This window comes from Priestia sp. 53B2 (assembly GCF_056099005.1).
Map to the genome: position 1 here is coordinate 184,155 of NZ_JBLZXA010000020.1, position 22,115 is coordinate 206,269.

At 37.6% G+C, this 22,115-nt stretch carries 21 protein-coding genes and 1 riboswitch; of the genes, 16 read left to right on the forward strand and 5 right to left on the reverse strand.

The annotated features are described in order from the left end of the window. Positions 1 to 339 precede the first annotated feature (339 nt). From yknW to ACN6NE_RS15120, 4 genes are read left to right on the forward strand one after another with little or no spacing between them, the layout of a single operon-like run. Complete coding sequence (gene yknW / locus ACN6NE_RS15105) at positions 340 to 1,026, forward strand: YknW family membrane protein (RefSeq protein ID WP_129706392.1); 687 nt, start codon at positions 340 to 342, stop codon at positions 1,024 to 1,026. Continuing rightward, positions 1,027 to 2,157 (forward strand): efflux RND transporter periplasmic adaptor subunit, encoded by a 1,131-nt coding sequence (locus ACN6NE_RS15110; protein WP_129706394.1) that lies wholly within the window; start codon positions 1,027 to 1,029, stop codon positions 2,155 to 2,157. Then, entirely contained in the window at positions 2,154 to 2,843 is a 690-nt protein-coding gene (locus ACN6NE_RS15115) for an ABC transporter ATP-binding protein (protein WP_129706396.1), read from the forward strand. The genes ACN6NE_RS15110 and ACN6NE_RS15115 overlap by 4 nt, the downstream gene beginning before the upstream one ends. Then, positions 2,840 to 4,036, forward strand: coding sequence for an ABC transporter permease (locus ACN6NE_RS15120; protein WP_129706398.1), 1,197 nt, complete (start codon positions 2,840 to 2,842; stop codon positions 4,034 to 4,036). The genes ACN6NE_RS15115 and ACN6NE_RS15120 overlap by 4 nt, the downstream gene beginning before the upstream one ends. A gap of 103 nt (positions 4,037 to 4,139) precedes the next feature. Here the strand turns inward: ACN6NE_RS15120 and ACN6NE_RS15125 are convergent, their stop codons facing one another. Further along, on the reverse strand, positions 4,140 to 5,126 hold the full coding sequence (locus tag ACN6NE_RS15125; protein ID WP_129706400.1) for a S8 family peptidase: 987 nt from the start codon (positions 5,124 to 5,126) through the stop codon (positions 4,140 to 4,142). Between the two features lie 353 nt (positions 5,127 to 5,479). Between ACN6NE_RS15125 and folP the strand changes: the two genes are divergently transcribed. The 3 genes from folP to ACN6NE_RS15140 all read left to right on the forward strand — a co-directional run bounded on the left by folP (position 5,480) and on the right by ACN6NE_RS15140 (position 8,016). Then, positions 5,480 to 6,328 carry a dihydropteroate synthase gene (folP, locus tag ACN6NE_RS15130; protein ID WP_474325818.1) on the forward strand — a complete coding sequence of 283 codons (849 nt, stop codon included), beginning with the start codon at positions 5,480 to 5,482 and terminating at the stop codon, positions 6,326 to 6,328. A gap of 118 nt (positions 6,329 to 6,446) precedes the next feature. Continuing rightward, complete coding sequence (locus ACN6NE_RS15135) at positions 6,447 to 7,580, forward strand: zinc-dependent alcohol dehydrogenase (RefSeq protein ID WP_116076497.1); 1,134 nt, start codon at positions 6,447 to 6,449, stop codon at positions 7,578 to 7,580. 241 nt (positions 7,581 to 7,821) lie between these two features. Further along, positions 7,822 to 8,016 (forward strand): hypothetical protein, encoded by a 195-nt coding sequence (locus ACN6NE_RS15140; protein WP_013055532.1) that lies wholly within the window; start codon positions 7,822 to 7,824, stop codon positions 8,014 to 8,016. A gap of 26 nt (positions 8,017 to 8,042) precedes the next feature. Here the strand turns inward: ACN6NE_RS15140 and liaG are convergent, their stop codons facing one another. Continuing rightward, positions 8,043 to 8,912 carry a LiaG family protein gene (gene liaG / locus ACN6NE_RS15145; protein WP_129706404.1) on the reverse strand — a complete coding sequence of 290 codons (870 nt, stop codon included), beginning with the start codon at positions 8,910 to 8,912 and terminating at the stop codon, positions 8,043 to 8,045. A gap of 387 nt (positions 8,913 to 9,299) precedes the next feature. Then, a riboswitch (purine riboswitch) is annotated at positions 9,300 to 9,401 on the forward strand. 138 nt (positions 9,402 to 9,539) lie between these two features. Here liaG and ACN6NE_RS15150 point away from each other — a divergent pair. The 6 genes from ACN6NE_RS15150 to ACN6NE_RS15175 all read left to right on the forward strand — a co-directional run bounded on the left by ACN6NE_RS15150 (position 9,540) and on the right by ACN6NE_RS15175 (position 15,552). Next, on the forward strand, positions 9,540 to 10,733 hold the full coding sequence (locus ACN6NE_RS15150; protein ID WP_129706406.1) for a NupC/NupG family nucleoside CNT transporter: 1,194 nt from the start codon (positions 9,540 to 9,542) through the stop codon (positions 10,731 to 10,733). Positions 10,734 to 11,049: 316 nt separating this feature from the next. After that, entirely contained in the window at positions 11,050 to 12,486 is a 1,437-nt protein-coding gene (locus ACN6NE_RS15155; protein ID WP_129706408.1) for an amino acid permease, read from the forward strand. A 133-nt stretch (positions 12,487 to 12,619) separates the two neighbouring features. Further along, on the forward strand, positions 12,620 to 13,183 hold the full coding sequence (locus ACN6NE_RS15160; RefSeq protein ID WP_129706410.1) for a biotin transporter BioY: 564 nt from the start codon (positions 12,620 to 12,622) through the stop codon (positions 13,181 to 13,183). A gap of 32 nt (positions 13,184 to 13,215) precedes the next feature. After that, a complete protein-coding gene (gene bioD, locus ACN6NE_RS15165; RefSeq protein WP_129706412.1) occupies positions 13,216 to 13,938 on the forward strand; it encodes a dethiobiotin synthase in 723 nt (240 codons plus the stop codon). Continuing rightward, positions 13,919 to 15,292 carry an adenosylmethionine--8-amino-7-oxononanoate transaminase gene (bioA, locus tag ACN6NE_RS15170; protein ID WP_129706414.1) on the forward strand — a complete coding sequence of 458 codons (1,374 nt, stop codon included), beginning with the start codon at positions 13,919 to 13,921 and terminating at the stop codon, positions 15,290 to 15,292. Before bioD ends, bioA begins: the two co-directional genes overlap by 20 nt. Positions 15,293 to 15,420: 128 nt before the next feature. Beyond that, positions 15,421 to 15,552, forward strand: a complete 132-nt coding sequence (locus tag ACN6NE_RS15175; RefSeq protein ID WP_276319773.1) for a hypothetical protein — start codon at positions 15,421 to 15,423, stop codon at positions 15,550 to 15,552. Positions 15,553 to 15,629: 77 nt separating this feature from the next. Here ACN6NE_RS15175 and ACN6NE_RS15180 read toward each other — a convergent pair whose 3' ends face one another. Further along, a complete protein-coding gene (locus tag ACN6NE_RS15180) occupies positions 15,630 to 15,812 on the reverse strand; it encodes a YolD-like family protein (protein ID WP_474325823.1) in 183 nt (60 codons plus the stop codon). Between the two features lie 377 nt (positions 15,813 to 16,189). On the opposite strand from ACN6NE_RS15180, the gene ACN6NE_RS15185 reads away from it, so the two are divergent. Then, complete coding sequence (locus tag ACN6NE_RS15185) at positions 16,190 to 16,855, forward strand: TerC family protein (protein WP_057241420.1); 666 nt, start codon at positions 16,190 to 16,192, stop codon at positions 16,853 to 16,855. 334 nt (positions 16,856 to 17,189) lie between these two features. Here the strand turns inward: ACN6NE_RS15185 and ACN6NE_RS15190 are convergent, their stop codons facing one another. Then, the gene (locus tag ACN6NE_RS15190) at positions 17,190 to 18,458 is read right to left on the reverse strand and encodes a dicarboxylate/amino acid:cation symporter (RefSeq protein WP_013055541.1); all 1,269 of its coding nucleotides are present in this window, start codon (positions 18,456 to 18,458) and stop codon (positions 17,190 to 17,192) included. A gap of 146 nt (positions 18,459 to 18,604) precedes the next feature. Further along, positions 18,605 to 19,663 carry a DctP family TRAP transporter solute-binding subunit gene (locus tag ACN6NE_RS15195; protein ID WP_474325825.1) on the reverse strand — a complete coding sequence of 353 codons (1,059 nt, stop codon included), beginning with the start codon at positions 19,661 to 19,663 and terminating at the stop codon, positions 18,605 to 18,607. A gap of 108 nt (positions 19,664 to 19,771) precedes the next feature. Between ACN6NE_RS15195 and ACN6NE_RS15200 the strand changes: the two genes are divergently transcribed. Beyond that, entirely contained in the window at positions 19,772 to 21,340 is a 1,569-nt protein-coding gene (locus ACN6NE_RS15200; protein WP_129706417.1) for an ATP-binding protein, read from the forward strand. A 12-nt stretch (positions 21,341 to 21,352) separates the two neighbouring features. Further along, positions 21,353 to 22,039, forward strand: a complete 687-nt coding sequence (locus ACN6NE_RS15205; RefSeq protein WP_129706419.1) for a response regulator — start codon at positions 21,353 to 21,355, stop codon at positions 22,037 to 22,039. Positions 22,040 to 22,115 lie beyond the last annotated feature (76 nt).

Genomic DNA, 22,115 nt, shown 5'->3' on the forward strand with positions numbered 1-22,115 from the left:
CTCCTCCTTAGATATAAAACTTATAAAAAACATAGGAATAATAAACTTTAATCATAATATACGAATTCTACTGAATGATGTCAAATGATAATTAGAATATTTAGAAAATATAAATAAAATTAATATTGTAATTCAGCATTAAGACATCTCTTTAATTTCTAAAAATACCATAAAAAATATAAAATGTAAGAAAAATGTAAATTAATTTGTATAATTATGTTAGAATATTAGGTGTTTGAGAGTTTCTTAGAGAGAGCCGATTTTGCTAGAAGACTTTAAAAAATAGTAAAAGACGGGTCTTAAGAGCTGATAACGAAACAAAATAAAAGGAGTTTGATTATGAGCACAGAAGTCAATGTATCTTCGGAAGTCCAAGAGAAAGGAAAACCTTCTATTTTTGGTTTTATTACGAGTCCGGTTGTCCAGTTTGAGAAAATGAAAAGCAGCCCGGTCATCTGGGGACCTCTTTTGTTTATCCTCATCTTAACAGCTGCAACAACGATTCTAGCCGTCTATACCCCTCAGGCAAAAGAAGCGCTGCAACAGCAAAAAGAAGCTGGCATTGAAGTGAATTCAACATTTAGTATGATTGGCGGAGCGATTGGAGGAGTTATTGCAGTAGTTGCTACACTGGCATTCACAAGTTTGATTCTGTTTTTAATTGCAAAGTTAGGGACTGGAAAAACAACTTACCGCCAAATGTTTAGTTTGAATTTGTTTGTTACGTTCATCACAGCAATCGGTCAGCTAATTAATACGGGAGTAGCTGCACTAGCACATACTTCAGCTAATGTGACTTCGTTAAATGGAATGGTTGGTGCTAAAGGTGCTATGGGAGGAGTATTTACTTCCATTGAAATCTTTTCTATCTGGGGACTTATTCTGACAGCAGTAGGACTACAAAAAGTGGCAAATGTATCAAAAGCTGCTTCTATTATTACAGTGATTATTTTATTCATCTTAGGAGCCGCTATTTCAGGAGTTGGAGGAGCTGCTTCAGAAGCGCTTAAAGGAGCAGGGTTGTAAATGAAAAAAGGAATAATTATTACAGCTGTAGCAGTTGTTATTGTTGCGGTTATTGGGATTAACGTATATCGTGCACAAAGTGTAAGTGGGAAAGCAGTCAACGTTCACGTAGCAAATATAAAGGAAAAAAAGTTAAGAAATACAGTTATGGTTCCGGGTACGTTAAAGCTTGCTGATGAACAATATGTCTATTTTGATGCTGAAAAAGGCGAGGTTGAACGATTTCACGTAACAGAAGGCTCTCGTGTACAGCAGGGAACCTCTCTTGTAACATACGAAAGCGATACGCTTGATTTAGAGCAAGAACAAAATAAGCTAGAAAAAAAATCCAGTCAGCTGCAAATTGACTCAGTAAGTAAACAGCTTTCTAATTTAAATAAAAAACAAAAAGAATTGGAAAAAGAAATGAGTAAGCAAGAAGCGAGAGATCAAATCGATACAGAGCGTACGCAGCTCAATCTCGATTTAGAAACGGCTAAAATTGATTTAGAACGAAACAAACTAGAAGCCGAATCAATTGCTAAAAAAGAACGTAATTTAGACGTAGCGAGTGATATTAATGGGACGGTGCTAGAAGTAGATAAAGAAGCGGTTAATAACACAAGTGACGTTCAAAAACCGCTTATACATATTGGTAATACCGATGAATACTTAGCTACTGGTGTGCTGTCTGAGTACGATGCATTAAAAATTAAAACCGGTCAAGCTGTCAAAATTACATCAGATGTGCTGCCTGATAAAGAATGGGCAGGGAGCGTTAAACAAATTGACTATCTACCTCAGCAGCAGGCATCAGCAGAAGCGGGCAATGATGCGGCTAATCAATATCCAATTGAAGTAAAAGTAGATGACCAGGATATCACGATGATTAAGCCGGGATTTAAGCTGCTGCTTGAAATTGAAACAAGCAGTAAAAAAGCTTCATCTTTGCCGATAAAAGCAGTTGTAAATGAAGACGGAGAAAAATATGTATATGTGGTGAAAGATAAAAAGGCGGTTCGTAAGGAAGTAAAGATTGGAGAAACAACAAATAAATTTATTGAAATCAAAAGTGGCGTATCTTCTAAAGACAAAATCATTACAAATCCTACAAAGAACTTAACTGACGGTGCGGAAGTGACTGTTCAATGATTGAGCTTGTGAATATTCATAAAAGTTATCATCTTGGCAAAGAGGAAGTGCCAATTTTAAAAGATATTAACTTGAAGATTTATGACGGTGAATTTGTTGCGATTATGGGACCTTCTGGCTCTGGTAAATCAACGCTAATGAACATTATCGGATGTTTAGACCGTGCGTCTTCAGGGTCCTATTTATTAAATGAACAAGAAATCTCCACTTATAGTGATGAGCGGCTTGCAAAAGTAAGAAATATTCATATCGGTTTTGTTTTTCAGCAATTTCAGTTGTTGCCGCGTTTAACAGCCGTAGAAAACGTAGAGCTTCCAATGGTATATGCCGGTGTAACGCGTAAGGAAAGACGAGCCAGAGCAGAAGCTGCGCTTGAAAAAGTAGGGCTGAGTGAGCGGATGAAACATTTACCGAGCGAGCTATCAGGAGGGCAAAAGCAGCGCGTTGCTATTGCTCGTTCTATTGTTAACAATCCGACGCTTATTTTAGCAGATGAACCAACAGGAGCTCTAGATACAAAAACAAGTGCTGATATTATGGAACAATTTTCTCAGCTTAATGCAGATGGCACAACGGTTGTAGTCATTACCCATGAACCTGAAGTGGCAGAATACACATCGCGTACAGTTATCGTTCGTGACGGTAAAGTGCTAAGTCATAGCGATAAGGAGAACGATAGCTTATGAGTTTGATAGAAAATATTCGCATGGCTCTCTCTTCGGTTCTTGCTCATAAAATGCGCTCTATTTTGACGATGCTTGGTATTATCATTGGCGTAGCGGCTGTTATTATCGTTGTAGCCATTGGCCAAGGCGGAGAACAAATGATTAAGTCGGAAATAACAGGAGCAAGCAATACAGTTGATGTATACTATCAGCCTCCTGAAGACGAGATGCAAGCTGATGACCTTTCAATGACGGGTGAGCCCATCTTTACAGAGGATGATATTAAAGCTCTTTCGACTATTCCCGGAGTGAAGAATGTGGTGGCTTCTAGCTCAATGGGAATGGGGATAAGATATAGAGACAAGGATTCTGATACGACTGTTAATGCTATTAACGAAGGATATATTGAAGTTAATCAGCTGGAAGTTTCAAAAGGAAGAATGTTAGACAGTTCTGACTTTTTATCAGGTAATCGAGTAGGTGTTATCACAAGCGATATGAAAAAAGAGCTATTTGATAAAAAAGAAGCCCTTGGGCAAGTAGTATGGGTTCAAGGACAGCCTATCAAAATTATTGGTGTCACAAAAAAGGCAACGGGCTTTTTAGCATTTGAAATACCGACCATTTATATTCCGAATAATACGTATAAATCAAGCTTCGGTAAGCTCGATTACACCAACCTTAGTGTTCAAGCAAAAAGCTCTGATCAACTAAAAAAAGTAGGCAATGACGCAACAGATTTGTTAAATAATTTGCATGATGCGGAAGATGCTTACCAAGTGCAGAACTTAGAAGAAATAGCAGATAGCATTGGAAATGTAACGCGAATTATGACAACGATTATTGGATCGATTGCAGGCATTTCCCTGCTTGTTGGCGGGATTGGCGTTATGAACATTATGCTGGTTTCTGTAACGGAACGTACAAGAGAAATTGGTATTCGTAAAGCGTTGGGAGCATCTAAAAGACAAATTCTAACTCAGTTTTTGATTGAATCCATTACCCTCACGTTAATTGGTGGTTTGCTTGGAATTGGCCTCGGCGCGGGCGGAGCAGCTCTTGTGTCATTATTTGCTGGCTGGCCGTCATTAATTTCGTGGCAAGTAGTACTTGGAGGAGTGTTGTTCTCCATGACGATTGGCATTGTATTCGGTATGCTTCCTGCAAACAAAGCTGCTAAGCTAGATCCAATCGAAGCACTAAGGTATGAATAAAGAAATGTATTTGTTTGTTTTGATTTCAAGCTAACGAGAACCAAGAAGCTTTCTCGTTAATCGATGAAAAACGGATCATTTAATGATCCGTTTTTCTTATTTATTACTTACTAGGACTGATGCGTGCTATGTTAATAATATCATGTATTTTCTCTACCAAATCGAGCATGAGAAATCCGTTTCCTTCAGAGCTTTTCCGATATCCAAGAGGGAGCGTCCTTCTTACAAGTTGAGCATAGATTTCGGCTTCGATTAAAGAACGGCCAAATTCTTTCTCACATAAGTTAATCAATAGAGCTAAAGCTCCAGCCACGTGGGGAGTTGCCATTGAAGTTCCTGAAAGAGTAGCATATTTACCTTCTAAAAAAGTAGAGATGATGTTAACTCCGGGTGCGACTAAGTCTACTTCTTCATTGACATTAGTAAAAGGAGCTAAACTTAAGCTGCTGTCTACAGCTCCTACTTGAATGACTTCGTTATAACTTCCCGGATATGAATATTCAAAGGTTTTTTCACGGTCATCACCTTCATTTCCAGCTGCAACAACAACAGAAACGTCTTTATTAACAGCGTTTTGAACAGCTTCGTGAAGTTCTGGAACGTCCTGTGGTCCGCCGAGTGACATGGAAATCACTCGTGCTCGCTCATTGTTAGGGCCCCGCCATTCGACAGCGTAGTTAATAGCGTCAATAATCCATTCGTAATTTCCGGATCCTTCACCGGTAAGTACTTTTAAGCTGAGAATTTTTGCTTTGGGTGCCACTCCTACTACCCCTTCATTGTTGAGCGCAGCAGCAATGGTACCAGACACGTGAGTACCGTGCCCATTATTATCTTCAAATACAGAAGAATCTCCGTTATGATCTGAAGTGAAGTTTTTTCCTCCGATAATACAATCTTTTAAGTCAGGATGATTGGTGTCAACACCAGTGTCGATAACTGCAATTACAATGCCTTCTCCTTGATTGCTTTGTTCCCAAATAGCAGGTGCTTGAATTAAGCTTACTCCTTTAGGCGTTTCGTTTGTTGAGTCGATAATCGACTCAATTGTATAAGGAATTAATTTGACTTGTAACGGTTGTTGAGTCATAGTCATCCTCCTTAAAATGAATTCCATAAAAATGGAAGTTGTTTAATTATAAATTCCCACCTATTGCTATAAATTAAACGCTTTTGATGTGAATCCTTTCTTTTTGAATAAAAAGACTCACAAAAGATGTGAGAAAAGGAAAAAAGACCCTGAAAACGAGCCCGATAGAGATTTTTAATATGATCTGTGTATTCACTTTTGATGTTTATCTCACACTATAGAAGAAAGAATCTCTAAGAAAAATCACATAGAACTGTTGACTTTTGATATAATTACGAACGGTATAACATTCTCAAAATACATGATATTTATAAATATACATCAATTTGCAAATTACGAAGGGGCTGAGGATAGTGTCAACTTTAACGTCTCAACCGGTCATCAAATGCGGAAAGTATGAACTGAATTATGCGGACCGTACGCTTATTATGGGGATTTTAAACGTAAACCCGGATTCATTTTCAGATGGCGGAAAATACTACGATGTAGATAAAGCGGTGGCTCATGCTGAGGAAATGGTGAAGCAAGGAGCAGACATCATTGATATCGGAGGAGAATCAACTCGTCCTGGTTATACAAGAATTAGCGATGAAGAAGAGATTAAACGGATTGTGCCCGTTATTTCTGAAGTGGCTAAGCGCGTAGAGGTGCCGATTTCTGTAGATACATACAAGTCGGAAGTGGCCAAGCATGCGCTAGAAGCAGGAGCACATATTATTAACGATATATGGGGAGCAAAGGCTGATCCCAAAATGGCTCAAGTTGCAGCTGACTATAATGTACCCATTATTTTAATGCATAACCGCCATGAGCCCAATTATACAAATCTGATTACAGATATGATAAATGATTTGGAAGAAAGCATATCAATTGCAAAAGCTGCAGGAGTTCGAGATGATCAAATTATTTTAGATCCAGGCGTTGGCTTTGGAAAAACGGCTGCGCATAATGTAGAAGCGATTCAGCATCTAGATCAGCTGACAAAGATGGGCTATCCTGTGCTGCTTGCTACTTCTCGTAAAGGATTTATTGGACAAATAGTCGATGCTCCTCCTACGGAAAGAATGGAAGGAACTGCAGCTACTGTATATGCAGGGATTGCACAAGGCGTTCAAATGGTTCGAGTTCATGACGTATTAGAAATCAAGCGCTTTGTAAAGATGGCAGATGTACTGGTAGGAAAACATATATTTCAGTTTTAATGATCATTTAAGCAGACGCGTAAGCGCTGCTTTTTTATTTTCCTTGATTTCTCCGGATAGAATACATGCCTTTAGATAAATTTAAGTAATATGAAGGTTGTAAAAATGGAGGGTGAAAATGAGAGCGGTAACGTATCAAGGGCCTAATCAGGTAAAAGTAGCAGAAGTAGAAGATGCGAAGTTAGAGAAGAAAGATGACATTGTCATTAAAATAACGTCAACGGCTATTTGTGGTTCTGATCTGCATTTATATCAAGGAAGTATGCCATTGCCTCACGGTTATATTATTGGTCATGAACCAATGGGAATTGTGGAAGAAGTAGGACCGGATGTTACAAAAGTAAAAAAAGGAGATCGCGTTATTATTCCGTTTAACGTAGCATGCGGACAGTGTGCGTACTGTAAGGATGATTTAACGAGCCAATGTGATAATTCTAATCCACATTACGATTCTGGCGGCTATTTCGGTTATACTGAAAAGTTTGGAAATCATCCAGGAGGTCAAGCTGAATATTTAAAAGTGCCGTTTGGAAATTTTACACCATTTGTCATTCCAGAATCGTGCGAATTAGAAGATGAATCGCTTCTTTTTTTATCAGATGTGCTTCCAACTGCTTATTGGAGTGTAGAGCATGCGGATGTTAAAAAAGGAGATACCGTTATCGTACTCGGCTGCGGGCCAGTGGGATTAATGGCTCAAAAGTTTGCTTGGATGAAAGGTGCCAAACGGGTTATTGCAATAGATCATGTTCCATACCGAATGCAGCATGCAAAGAAAATGAATGCCGTAGAAACCTTTGATTTTACAGAATACCCAGATATGGGGGAGCATTTAAAAGAAATCACAAAAGGCGGAGCTGATGTGGTGATTGACTGTGTAGGTATGGATGGCAAAAAGTCGCCTCTTGAATACATTGAACAAAAATTAAAACTTCAAGGTGGAACGCTCGGACCTATTCAAATTGCGACAAAAGCCGTTCGTAAATGTGGAACCGTCCAAATCACCGGGGTATACGGAAGCAACTATAACAGTTTTCCGTTAGGAGCTTTTTTTGCTCGAAATGTAACTCTCAAAATGGGGCAAGCTCCTGTCATTCCGGTTATGCCGAAATTGTATGATCAAATTGTAAAGGGAGAATTCGATCCAAAAGAAATTATTACTCATAAAGTCGCTTTAGAAGACGCAGCTAATGCCTACAAAATCTTTAATGATCATCAAGATAACTGTATTAAAGTCATTTTAAAACCTTAAAATGCCATTTCTATTAGGTGAAGATTCCTGAGCAGTTAAGCTCGGGAATTTTTTATGTATGTAAAGTGGTGGAGGAAAATAATGCACGATTGGATGGTTGATTTTACATAATTTAGCTTTATGATAGAAAGAGAAGATATAACGCTTTCATATTCTGATTAAATCGTGCTGCTTAAAATGAAATAAATAACATCTTGGTATTCAGTCTTATTCAATCACCGAAATATGGAGGAGAGAATGAATGAAACTAGCATTGCTTCTTGTCATTATTATCGGCGTTGCTGCCCTTGCAGGTACGATCAGTGCTGCAAAGAAAGTAGATGAAGATTACGGAAAATCTAAAAAGAAAAGTATAGTGAATTTATCTATTATTTACGGAGTCGTATTCATAGGATCAATCGTAGGAGTAGCGTGGTATATTGCAGTGAGACCATAAATAAAACGAACACTTCTATGTTCGTTTTATTTTGATTTTAACGTTAATTCTCCGCTTGAAACAGCTACATCAATAGGATATTTTCCATTTCCATGCTTTCCTTTTAATACATCTTCTGTTACGGTTGCATTGCTTAACTTAAAGTCATTGTTTATATCCCCGCTGCTTACTTTTCCATTCACTTTAAAACCAGCGCTTTTCGGAAGAACCAGCACGGCATCTCCAGATCCTACATCTACAGAAACGGCCTCTTCTAGCTTTTTAAAATCCATATAGAGATCACCAGATCCAATGCGCGCCTGAAGTTTTCCTTTATAGTTTGTTCCTTTAATTTTCCCAGAGCCTACAGCAAATTTAGCCGTTTGGCTTTCAACATTACTCAGCTGTAAATCTCCAGAATTGACATCCGTACGAAGAGAAGTGCTCCTCAAGTTTGAAATACTTGCATTTCCAGAACCTACTTTAATCGAAACATCTTTCAGCTGAAGCGCTTGCTCAGGCTGTGCAGCAACTTGAAGGTCCCCAGAACCTACCGTAAGCGCAAGGTTGTGGTGATAATCTGTAGGAATGTAGATTGTTACTTTTGTGTTTGAAAAAATAGAAAGCCATTGAAAAGGACTTTTTTGATAAGTGACGACTAGGGTGTCTCCATTTTGCTTTACATCTACTTTTCCTTTACCTTCTACTTTTGTTTTAATATCTTGACGATCTTGCGGCACGACAGTTGTACTAATGCTTGGAGAGTCAATTTTAATATGCTGAATATCACTTGATAACGCCGCTTCAGACTTGGACGTCTTGAATGAACTTAACGACCAAGAGGAAGGTGCAAACGCAGTAGAAAAGAGGACTGCCGTACCACCTATCACTAAAATAAAAGCCAATATTTTTTTCACGTTATAACCCGCTTTCTACCTGAATTAAATTTGTTTTCTTCTACCATAAAGTGTAAAATGAAAAGCGGTTAATTTCAACGAACAGCAGGATTATTTTTTTCTACGTCTCAAGTCGTAAAAGTGAAACATTTTTTTGAGGAATTAAATGAAAAGCGAATTAGATATTTAAACATACTCATCAAAGAATCAATTTCTTTTCTTCAAAAATAGGAAAATAATTGAGTTAAAAGAACGATTAAATTCACTTTTTTTGTGTAATTTCCCTATGAGTAGTTCAAAAGAAGTGATAAATAAATAGAATTTTCATACCAATTTTATTATTCCGAAAAACTTTTAAAGTGTTGATTATTAAAAAAATAAAGGGTAGAATTTGTTCATATCAATTGAATACAGCTAAGATTACGATCTTGTATATTATCAGTAATATGGTCTGATAGTCTCTACCTAGTAACCGTAAAAAACTAGACTACAAGAAAGTTTGGATATAAGCAGCAAAAAGAAGGGCGTATTATCATAGATACAGCCTTCTTTCAAAGCTCTTACTTTTCATACTTTCTGTTATTGTCAGAATTTATGAAAAGTAAGAGCTTTTTTTGGTTTTCAAATACACACCTGGGAGTGGCTTGCATGTACTTTTTATTAAATTTATTAGGCGTTTTTGTAGTAATGGGTGTCGTCTTCTTATGTTCTCCTAAAAAGAAAGAAATAAAGTGGCGTCCTATTGCTTCACTGTTGGTCGTTGAAGTCTTCATTACTTGGTTTATGTTAGGAACTTCAATCGGAACATGGATCATTAATAAAATTGCTTCGTTCTTTACTTGGCTAATTTCCTGTGCTAACGATGGAATTGCTTTTGCGTTCCCATCCGTAATGGGAAATGAAACGGTTGACTTTTTCTTCAGTGCATTACTGCCTATCATCTTTGTTGTGACATTTTTTGATATTTTATCTTACTTTGGTATTTTAACGTGGATTATTGATAAAGTAGGCTGGGTCATTTCGAAAGTTTCTCGTTTGCCTAAATTAGAAAGCTTTTTCGCTATTCAAATGATGTTTTTAGGAAATACGGAAGCATTAGCGGTTATTCGTAATCAACTTTCTGTGTTAAAAGACAACCGTTTGCTTACGTTTGGAATTATGAGTATGAGCAGTATTAGCGGATCTATTATCGGTGCTTATTTAACGATGGTTCCCGCTACGTACGTGTTTACAGCAATTCCACTGAACTGTTTAAACGCGCTTATTTTAGTGAGCTTATTGAATCCAGTTCATGTTACAAAAGAAGAAGATATGATTTACGTACCGCCAAAGTCGGAGAAAAAAGACTTTTTCTCTACCATTTCAAACAGTATGTTAGTCGGAATGAACATGGTTATTGTTATTTTAGCGATGGTTATTGGATATGTAGCTCTTACATCTGCGCTTAACGGTATTTTAGGCGTTATCGTAGACGGCTTGACTGTACAAAAGATTTTCTCTTATATCTTTAGTCCATTCGCATTCTTACTAGGGCTAACGGGGCATGATGCAATGTACGTAGCTCAGCTGATGGGTATCAAGCTAGCAACAAATGAATTCGTGGCGATGATGGATTTGAAGAAAAATCTAGATACACTTCCACCGCATACGATTGCAGTTGCTACAACATTCTTAACATCTTTTGCTAACTTCAGTACGGTGGGTATGATTTATGGGACGTATAATTCTACGTTATCAGAAGGTAAATCAACGATTATTGGAAAAAACGTATGGAAACTGCTTGTGAGCGGTATCGCTGTTTCGTTATTAAGTGCTATGATTGTTGGATTGTTTGTTTGGTAAAAAGTGTGAAAAAGCTGTGCTTTCGTCTTCGAAAGCACAGCTTTTTTCTTGTTGCATCATCTATTCATTTGAAGAAAAACGGTTATGAATATCAACAGTAAAAGAAAATCACACTATTCAAGAAAAATTCATTTTACTTTTGCAGAAAAACATTTCAAATCTAGTGAGCATTATGTTAAGATTACAAAAGGCTGTTTCATTTAAATTTAGAACACCGCATAAATATGTAAGTAAATATGCATAGAAAACAAAGGTTTATTAATTTTTTTCTAGGTAATATCTCGTAATAAATAGGTTGAAAGGAAATGTCGTTAATATGATAGAAGGAAAACAGCAAACAAATGAATTAAAAAAGACGATGAAAAGCAGACATTTGTTTATGATTTCGCTCGGCGGGGTTATCGGTACAGGGTTCTTTTTAGGAACAGGATACACGATTAGCCAAGCAGGAGCGATTGGAGCTATCCTTTCGTTTATCGTAGGTGGCTTCATTATGTACTTAACAATGCTTTGCTTAGGGGAACTCGCAGTGGCAATGCCGGTTTCCGGTTCGTTTCAGACATATACAACAAAATTTATTGGCCCTGGTGTTGGTTTCGCTTTTGGATGGTTATATTGGTTGGGCTGGGCTGTAACGGTTGCATTAGAATTTTTGTCAGCAGGTCAGCTTATGCAAAGATGGTTTCCTGATTCTCCTGTATGGATCTGGTGTGCTATATTTGCGCTTTTATTATTCTCATTAAATGCACTCTCAGCTAAAGCGTTTGGTGAAGCGGAGTTTTGGTTTGCCAGCATTAAGGTGTTAGCTATTATTTTATTTATCGTGCTTGGTGGAGCTGCTATGTTTGGTTTTCTTCCATTAAGTAATGGAGACAGCGCACCGCTTTTCTCTAATTATACGGCTCACGGCGTGTTTCCTCACGGAATTAGTGCCGTGTTGATTACCATGATTACAGTTAACTTTTCATTCCAAGGCACGGAGCTTATTGGTGTAGCGGCTGGGGAAAGTGAAAACCCAGACAAGACTGTACCAAGAGCAATTAAACAAACGGTATGGAGAACGCTTGTATTTTTTGTACTAGCTGTAGCTGTCTTAGCGGGTATGATTCCGCTTGAAAAAGCAGGCGTAGTTGAGAGTCCATTTGTTGTTGTATTTGATCAAATTGGTATTCCATATGCAGCAGATATTATGAACTTTGTTATCCTAACGGCACTGTTATCTGTAGCTAACTCAGGTCTTTATGCAGCAACGCGTATGCTGTATTCATTGTCAAAAGATAACATGGCAAGTTCAGCTTTCATGAAAGTAAATAAACGAGGTGTGCCGATGAATGCCTTGCTTTTAACATTAGGTATTGCGCTTTTATCTTTACTTTCAGGATTCTTTGCTCAAGAAACAGTATTTGTATGGCTCATTTCTGCAGCGGGTTTAGGTGCACAAATCGGCTGGATTACGATTGCTGCATCACTGCTTGCATTTAGAAAAAGATATATAAATCAAGGAGGGCAAATCGAGGATTTAAAATTTAAAGTCCCTCTTTACCCGGTATTACCTTTAATCGCATTAGTATTAAATACAATCGTATTGGGAAGCATGGCATTTGATGCAGAACAGCGAATGGCACTGTATGTCGGTATTCCACTAGCGCTGCTGTTTTATGCTTATTATCATGCACGTGTAAAAAAGAAAGTTGATTTATCTATCAGCCGTCAAGAAGTGCAGCTTAAAGACGACAAAAAAGTAATTTTATAAAAAAAAGACGCAAAAGCCCAGGTTTTTGCGTCTTTTTTTATCGTTTATTTGTAAACTTAAAATAAAATTAAGTTGACAAATAAAAAGAAATTATTGCAAAATTAAAGCAGCGAAAAGAGAAAGGAGGGTGAATATGAAACCCAAAACAATGGCGTATGTTTCCTTATTTGCAGCTTTAACGGCGATTGGTGCATTTATAAAAATTCCTATTCCCTACATACCGTTTACTCTTCAAATTGTTCCTGTTTATTTAGCCGGTGCGCTGCTAGGTCCCCGTTTAGGTTTGTATAGTCAGCTATGCTACATAGGTATTGGGTTAATCGGTGTTCCGGTTTTTGCAGAAGGAGGAGGTTTAGGGTATATCTTCAAACCAACGTTTGGCTATTTAATTGGCTATGCTGCAGGTGCATTTATGAGCGGCTACCTTATTCAAAAATATGACTTAAAGAAACCTTTTTCTATCTTTTTAGCTAACTTATCTACGTTAGCTATTGTGTACGCAGCCGGCTGCTTCTGGCTTTACGGAGCAATGAAATGGATAATTGAAAAGCCTCTTTCACTGAGTGATACACTTCTTTTTGGAGCTGTTTTGCCAATGCCTGGAGATCTTTTATTGTGCATTTTATGTTCAGTGCTGATTCACCGAATGCAGCCTCAATTTAGTCGTTTGTCATCAAAGCGGATTAAAGCGGGGTAACTAAGACATAGAAAAAAAGGAGAGAAAAGAAAATGGGTAAAGCATATTTTATTACGGGAACTGGAACAGATATTGGAAAAACCCTGGTTACAAGTATTTTGTATAAAGTACTTGGTCGTCTAGGAATAAAAACGACAATTTGCAAACCATTTCAAACCGGCTACCAAGATGAAATTGGAGGTTATCCGGATATTCACTGGTTTGAAACAAGGCTCGGAGTAGCAGATACGGCTATTTATCAGTTAAAGCCAGAGACGTCTCCTCATTTGGCTATTGCATTGAGCAACAAGCAAGTAGAGCCTTCAATCGTCTTAAAACGCATTAATGAATTAAAAAAGAAATTTGATGTAGTGCTCGTGGAAGGAGCGGGAGGTCTTGCCGTACCTTTAATTGAGAAGGAAACAACGTTCTATATGACAAAAGATTTGATCATAGATGCACAAATGCCGGTTATTGCTGTTGGAACAACGGGGTTAGGAGCCATTCACGACACGCTTTCTACCTTTTCATATGCAAGTGAGCATCACCTTAAAATCAACGGACTCATTTTTAATCTTTTTAATCACAGCAGTATCATTCATAACGATAATGTTCGAACGATTGAAAAGCTGCTTCAAATATCATCTTTAATGACCGTTCCAGTATTCACACATATCGATGAAGAGTTAGATGCATATATTGAGAAAATGATGAGGCAAAAAAGTATTATTCAGCATATTCAGGAGGTGTTTGACTGTGCCGTATCAAAAAGCTGAGCTGGAGAAATGGGATAAAGAATATGTATGGCATCCGTTTACACAAATGAAAGCTTACCGTCAATCGAATCCTCTTATTATTGAAAGAGGAGAAGGAAGCTATTTATATGATGTAGAGGGAAACAAATATTTAGACGGATACGCTTCTCTATGGGTGAATGTGCATGGACATAATGATCCGGAATTAAATACAGCTTTACATATACAAGTGGAAAAATTAGCGCATTCTACGCTGCTTGGATCGGCAAACGTTCCATCCATTTTGTTAGCCAAAAAGCTAGCGGAAATTACTCCTGGCAGCTTATCGAAAGTCTTCTACTCTGATACAGGCTCCGCCGCTGTCGAAATTGCGTTGAAAATTGCCTATCAATATTGGCAAAATCTCGACTCTGTAAAGTACAAAAACAAAAGTAAATTTATCTCATTGAATGAGGCATATCACGGAGATACAATTGGGGCAGTCAGTGTGGGAGGAATGGATTTATTTCATCGCATCTTTAAGCCTTTGCTGTTTGAACGAATTCCCACACCTTCTCCTTATACTTACCGTATGGACGGGTTCGAAACGGAAGAGCAAGCTTCAGCTTACTGTATTCACCAGCTAGAGAAGCTCTTGCAGAACAAAGGAGAAGAAGTAGCCGGTTTGATTATTGAACCGCTTGTGCAAGGAGCAGCGGGTATTATTACACATCCTCCCGGTTTTTTAAAACAAGTAGAGCGTCTGTGCAAAGCGTACGGGGTATTGCTGATTTGTGACGAAGTAGCCGTTGGATTTGGACGAACAGGAACGCTGTTTGCATGTGAGCAAGAAGATGTTGTACCGGATATTATGTGTGTAGGAAAAGGGATAACAGGAGGGTATATGCCGCTTGCTGCTACGTTAACAAGCGAAAAGATATTTAATGCTTTTTTAGCTCATCCAGATGAAAATAAAACGTTCTTTCATGGACATACGTATACGGGAAATCAATTAGCCTGTACAGTAGCGCTTAGAAATATTGAACTGATAGAAGAAAGAGAGTTAATTCGTAGCGTAAAAGAAAAGGAAAAAGTTTTTAAACGTTATCTATTAAAGCTTTATGAGCTGCCTAACGTGGGAGACATTAGACAAAGAGGATTAATGGCAGGAATTGAGGTTGTGAAAGACCGCCAAACAAAGTCTATTTTTGAAGATAAAAAAGTGATGGGAGACATCATTTTAGCGGCTCGCCAAAAAGGTTTAATTATTAGAGAGCTAGGTCCTGTGATTACGATGATGCCTATTCTTTCAATGACAGACGAAGAATTAAAAAGAATGGTTGAAATTGTATATGAATCGATTAAAGAAGTAATTGCACGCTATACAGTGAGCTAAATAAAAAGAAGATACTGGGACAAAAGTATTTTATTTAGTTGAAAGAAGATCCGAACGATGAATCGTTCGGATCTTTTTATGGTTATGGTAACGTGAATTTACTCTATTTAGCTGCTTCTAGCGATTGATTGGAGGGCAAGGCGAAGACCTACTGCGGGAAAAGCGGAACAGGTGAGAACCCGCAGGAGCGTAAGCGACGAGAAGGCTCAACGGCCGCCCGCGGAAAGCGAAGTCTTGCACGGAAATCAACCGCGGTGTAACAAGCAGTCCAGATCATTGGTCCAATTTGTACGTCTTTAGATGGGATTGGTGTAGTTATGTCTCAATCTCTTCTCAATCAATAAATATTTTTAATGCTTGATAGTCGAAGTGATCGCACATGCTGATTTTCATCTTTTAATAGAAGAGTTTGTTCGAGCAAGTTTAAGTTTTGAATATAACCTTTTACCGTTTGAACAAAACCGTTGTTTTGATAGCTAATAGTTAATAATTTATTCGTTTTTAGCGCTTTTAAAATCATACCTATATTCTCCCTTCTTATATCGTAGCTGACGAAAAACTACAAAATAACGAAGAAGCATTGGAGGCTTGTATTATTTATAAAAATTACTCTATCTTTTATAAATGCTCTCCTGCTACTAATAGTAGAGGGTGATGGTGAAAAACAGATGAAAGATAAAGAATAAGGTTTGATTTATTGTAATGAACTGACTTTTCCTTTACAAATACCTATTTCAATTTTCTTTTTAGTGATAAAATACTGTTAGTGAAATAACTACTTCTCTTCATTAAAGGGTAAGAACGGGTTATATTGATAGAGTTTTAGTTCTCTATTTCTAAGTAATGAAAGAAGAGATAGGGAAATAGACTAATAAAAATCAATCAAGGAGTTTTTTTATGGATCAGAGTTTTATTTTAAATCTTTTAGAAATTTTACTGATTAACATTGTACTGAGTGGCGATAACGCAGTCGTAATTGCTTTAGCTTGTCGGAATCTTCCCGACGAGCATCGAAACAAAGCGGTTGTTTTCGGTACATTAGGAGCGGTTGTATTACGTGTAGGGCTAACGTTTGTCGCTGTATATTTATTAACAATCCCATTTTTAAATTTCATCGGAGGCCTGCTTCTTCTATGGATTGCGATTAGTCTTTTAAAAGGTGAAGATGACGGAGATATTAAAGCGAATTCAACTCTAGCAGGTGCTATTAAAACAATTATTATAGCGGATCTTGTTATGAGTTTAGATAACGTAGTAGCGGTTGCGGGTGCGGCTAACGGCAATATTCTACTCATTATCCTTGGTCTTGTTATCAGCATTCCGTTAATCATTTGGGGAAGTCAGCTTTTAATGAAAATCATGGAAAAATTCCCGATTATCATCATTGCCGGAGCAGCGCTTCTTGGCTATACTGCTGGTGAAATGATCTTTAAAGACAAAGCGGTGGGACATGTATTAGAAGGGTTGAATCCGTATTTGCATACGATTATTCCTATTTTGTTAGCTATTTTAGTTGTTGTTGTTGGGAAACTTAGCGGACGTTCTAAAAAAGAAACGCATTAATCCTAAAAAAGAGGTTGGGACAAAAGTATTTGATGAAGTGAAAAACGAACCCCTAATCAAAATGTTTGATTAGGGGTTCGTTTTTTTGTTGTGGTGAACGTAGGCTTCATTTGTTTAGATCCTTCTAGCAGTTGATTGGAGGACAAGGCGAAGACTCCTGCGGGAAAAGCAGAACAGATGAGACCCCGCAGGAGCGTACGCGACGATGAGGCTCATCGGCCGCCCGCGGAAAGCGAAGTCTTGTACGGAAATCAACTGCGGTGTCATAAGCGGTTCAGCTCATGTATCCCATTTATTCATCTTTAGATTGGATGCATTTCGCTATGTCTCTTTATTACTTAGCTAATGGAGGTGCGGAATTAACGTCTTGTATCGTCTCTACAGGAGGATGAAATTCATTTTCCATTTTTGATACAACTACAGTTGCTACACCATTTCCAATTAAGTTTGTAATGGCACGAGCTTCTGACATAAAGCGGTCTACCCCAATTAACAGCGCGATTCCTTCAACTGGAATCATCGGGAATGCAGCAAGCGTAGCTGCTAGTGTAATAAATCCAGAGCCAGTAACTCCGGCAGCTCCTTTAGACGTTAGCATTAAAATACCAAGTAGCGTAATCTCTTGCATTAACGACAGGTCGACTCCATACGCTTGAGCGATAAAGATAGCAGCCATGGATAAGTAGATTGCTGTTCCATCTAGGTTAAATGAGTAACCAGTTGGAATGACAAGTCCTACTACAGATTTTGAACATCCGTACTTCTCCATTTTGTCCATCATTTTTGGCAGTGCAGATTCCGAAGAAGACGTACCTAATACAAGTAGAATTTCTTCTTTAATAAAAGCAATGAATTTAAAAATATTAAATCCATAAATCTTAGCAATGGTTCCAAGTACAAATACAATAAATAAGAACATAGTAATGTAAACAGATCCCATTAAGAAACCGAGTTTTTGAAGAGAGCCTATTCCAAAGTTACCGATCGTATAAGCCATCGCTCCAAACGCCGCAATGGGTGAAAGTTTCATAATCATATTAACAATGCCAAAGAAAATATCTGTACAGCGTTCAAAGAATGTAATGACAGGAGCCGCTTTTTCGCCGAGTGTAGCTGTAGCCATTCCAAATAGTACGGCAAAGAATAAGATTGGCAATAATTCACCATTTGCCATTGCCCCAAATACGCTGTCTGGAATAATTCCCATGATAAACTCCATAAAGCCATGCTCCGCTTCAGCTGCTTGCTGCGTATATTGAGTAACATCAGCTCCGCTTGCGCCATTGATATTAAAGCCAGCCCCAGGTTTGATAAAGTTTACAACGATAATTCCAATTGCTAAGGCAAAAGTAGTGACAATCTCAAAGTATAAAAGAGCTTTACCTCCAATTCGTCCCACTTTCTTTAAATCTCCCATGCTTCCGATACCGATGACCACTGTTAAGAAAATAATTGGGGCAATCACCATCTTAATTAATTTAATGAAGATATCAGCCAATACTTTTAATTTAGCTCCAAATTCAGGAAACATGAAGCCAATTGCAATACCAAGCAGGATACCGATAACAACTTGAACAGTTAGATTTTTAAAACTTAATTTCATACGTAATGCTCCTTTCGAGAACGTTTTTTGTTAACGCTTACATTATTCTTATCCTTATATTAACTGATAATTTTAACTATTTATATTTCTGGTGATAATGTTCTTTTTGGTCATTTTGGTCAAAAAAAGTGATGAACATATAGTCATCACTTTTTGCTTTCGATATTTTTTATTTGTTGAATGATATCAAGCGTTTGTTTTGTTGCATTGTTTTCAAACGATTGATAAAGAGAGTTAAATTGTTTTTTCCATTCGGCTTTTTGTAAATCATTTAAGTAATAAACGCGCATGCCAGATTTATTTTTTATTTGCTGCAGCTGTTCATCGTTCATCATTTTTGATTGAGTCCAAATCCAGTTAGTTGTTTCTACCATTGCATCACTTAATAGTTGTTTTACATCTTCAGGGAGGCTGTCCCAATACTTTTCATCCATTAAAACAGCGTAGCCCAAGTATCCATGGTTGCTGATAGTCATATATTTTTGCAGCTCGTACAAACGTTTTGAATAAATATTAGAAATGGTATTTTCCTGTCCATCAAATTCCTGTCGTTCAAGGGATTGATATACTTTATTAAACGAGACAGCCTGAGGCTTGGCGCCAAGAAGTTCGAATTGTTTTTTGATTACTTCACTTGGCATAATGCGAAACGCTTGATCTTGAAAATCTGCTGGATGGAGCAAAGGTTTCGTATTGCTAGTCATTTGTTTAAAGCCGTTGCTCCATAAAGCAAGCCCTTTAATGTTTTTCTCTTGCAGCGTACTCAACAAATCCTGTCCGATTTTACCGGTAAACACTTGTTTTGCCTCGCTGTAATCATCGAAAATGAAGGGAAGATCAAAAAGTTGCCACGTAGGGGAGAGGTCGCTTAGCTTTGAAATGGAAGGTGCAATCATTTGTACATCATTTCGGCGAAGGGCGGCAAGTTCTTCGTCGTCTGAATACAATACACCGTTTGAATATACTTCAATTTTAACTTTACCATCCGATTTTTGATTAACGATTTCAGCAAATTTTTGAGCGGCTAAGCCTTTTGGAGTGTTTTCAGCTACAACGTGGCTAAAATTAATCACGATTTGCTTATTTAATCCTTTTTGCTCATCGTCATGATACACATTATCCTGATTTATAACCGTATACTGCAAAAAAACATAGATCATCAAGAAAACGCTGACAATTATACTTGCCCCTATAAACATCTTCAAAATGTCCAACCCCGCGATTCAATAATTTTTCTCTACAAATATTCTAACACGCAATTTCTCAACGTGGTAAAATTAAAATAAACTTCAATCAGCAGTAGGTGTTCCGCTATGATGCGCTTATCGATGCAAACGAAAATGACGGGGTTAATCTTTTTTATCGTGGCCTTTTCGTTGTTTTTAGCAAGTATCGTGGTGATTAATAATTTTGTACAGTCAAAAGAAAATGATTTAGAGCAAAGGGCTTTAATCACTTCGAGAACAGTTGCTGAAATGCCTGAAATTCGAGAAAAAATTGAAAAAGATAGTAAGAACATTAATCAAATTGTAGAGCCGATTCGCATTATTCACGGTGCTTATTATGTAGTGGTTATGAATATGAATCATGAACGTTTGTCTCACCCTTTGCAAAGCATGATTGGAAAAATCTCTAAAGGAGATGATGAGGGACAGGCGTTTGCAGAACATACCTATACCGATAAAGCAAAAGGAGAAGGCGGAATGGTCATTCGCTCTTTTGTGCCCGTTGTAAACGATCAGCATGAACAAGTAGGAGTGGTTGTCTCAGGTTATCTTCTTCCGAAATTTACAGAGGTCATTTTAAGTTTAAAAAAAGAAATCTTTCTTATCTCAGGTCTTGCTCTTTTTTTTGGAGGATGGGGAGCGTGGGCGCTTGCATCTCGTATCAAAAAAGAGATGTTTGAGCTTGAACCTCATGAAATTGCTCGTTTGTTCGTAGAACGAACGGAGACCTTCAATGCCATGCATGAAGGAGTCATTGCCATTGATAAAGAGGAGAACATCACTATTTTTAATCATAAAGCGAAAATTATGATGGATGTACCCGATGAGGTAATTGGAAAAAAGATCTATGATGTGATTCCAGATACAAGGCTTCCAGAAATTCTGCATCTTAATCAGCCTGTTTATAACCGAGAGCTTCAAGTTCGAAATTTGAATATTTTAAGCAATCGTGTGCCGATTAAGGTTAATAATCACACAGTCGGTGCGGTCGCTATTTTTCAAGACAGAACGGAAGTTAAAAAATTAGCTGAAGAGTTAACAGGAGTTAAATCATTTGTAAGCGCTCTTAGAGTTCAAAACCATGAATACATGAATAAACTTCATACGATTGCAGGGCTTATCCAACTTGGAAATAAAGACAAGGCTCTTCAGTACGTTTTTCAAGTGTCTGAACAGCAAGAAGAGCTCACCCAATTTCTTCATAAGCATATTAAAGATGAAAGTATATCGGGATTGCTGTTGAGCAAAGTCAGCCGTGCCAAAGAACTTGGAATTGAGTTAGCTATCGATCGCCACAGCGAGCTTCACTCATTTCCTCCTTACTTAGATCATCATGATTTTGTGATTGTTATTGGTAACTTAATTGAGAACGCTTTTGATTCGTATCAACATATGGAGCGTCATGAACGGAAGATCTATATAAGTATGGAACAAAATGACGGCATTCTTTCTATATTAGTTGAAGATAACGGGTGCGGCATGAATGAGGATCAAGTAGAGAGAATCTTTGATGAAGGTTTTTCAACTAAAGCAAAGGAAAATAGAGGAATTGGTTTGCATTTAGTAAAACAAATTGTTGAAAAAGGAAACGGTCAGATCGAAGTAGAGTCAGAAATAGATGTTGGAACGACTTTTATCATTACATTCTTTTTATAGGGGGAGTGGAAAATGAATAAAAAAGAATGGACGGTACTTCTCATAGAAGACGATCCTATGGTACAAGAAGTGAACCGCCAATTTATTGAACAAGTTGAAGGGTTCATCGTTATCGCTGCAGCTTCGAATGGTTTAGAGGGTATACAGCTCATTAAACAGCATCAGCCTGATTTAACGATTATTGATATGTATATGCCTAGTCAAGATGGCTTAACCACCTTACAGCAAATTCGAGCAAATGGCTATAAAACAGACGTGATAGCAGTTACGGCTGCAAGTGATATTGAAACCGTACGGAAAGTTCTTCAATACGGCGCGATGGATTATATTATGAAACCGTTCAAGTTTGAACGAATGAAGCAAGCGCTTGAGCAGTATCGTTCGTTTCAAGTTAAAATAAATCAAAAAGAACATATTACTCAGTCTGAATTAGATTCTATGCTGTTTCAGCAATTCGAAGAAAAAGCCGATTTGCTTCCAAAAGGGCTAAATGCGGTTACGTTAAGGAGGATACAACAATATCTTTCCGAACAAAATCATCCAATTTCTGCTGAAGAAGTAGCGGACGGCGTAGGAATTGCGCGTGTTACGGCAAGAAGGTATTTAGAGTTTTTAGAACAGGAAAACGAGCTGAAATTATCAGTTGAATACGGCAGAGTGGGGAGACCTATTAATCGCTATATGTTAAAAATAAATTAAATCATACAGAACAGCTTTTATTTGAAAAAGCTGTTTTTTTGCGTTAGAAAGTATATCTTTTTCTCTCCTAGAACAA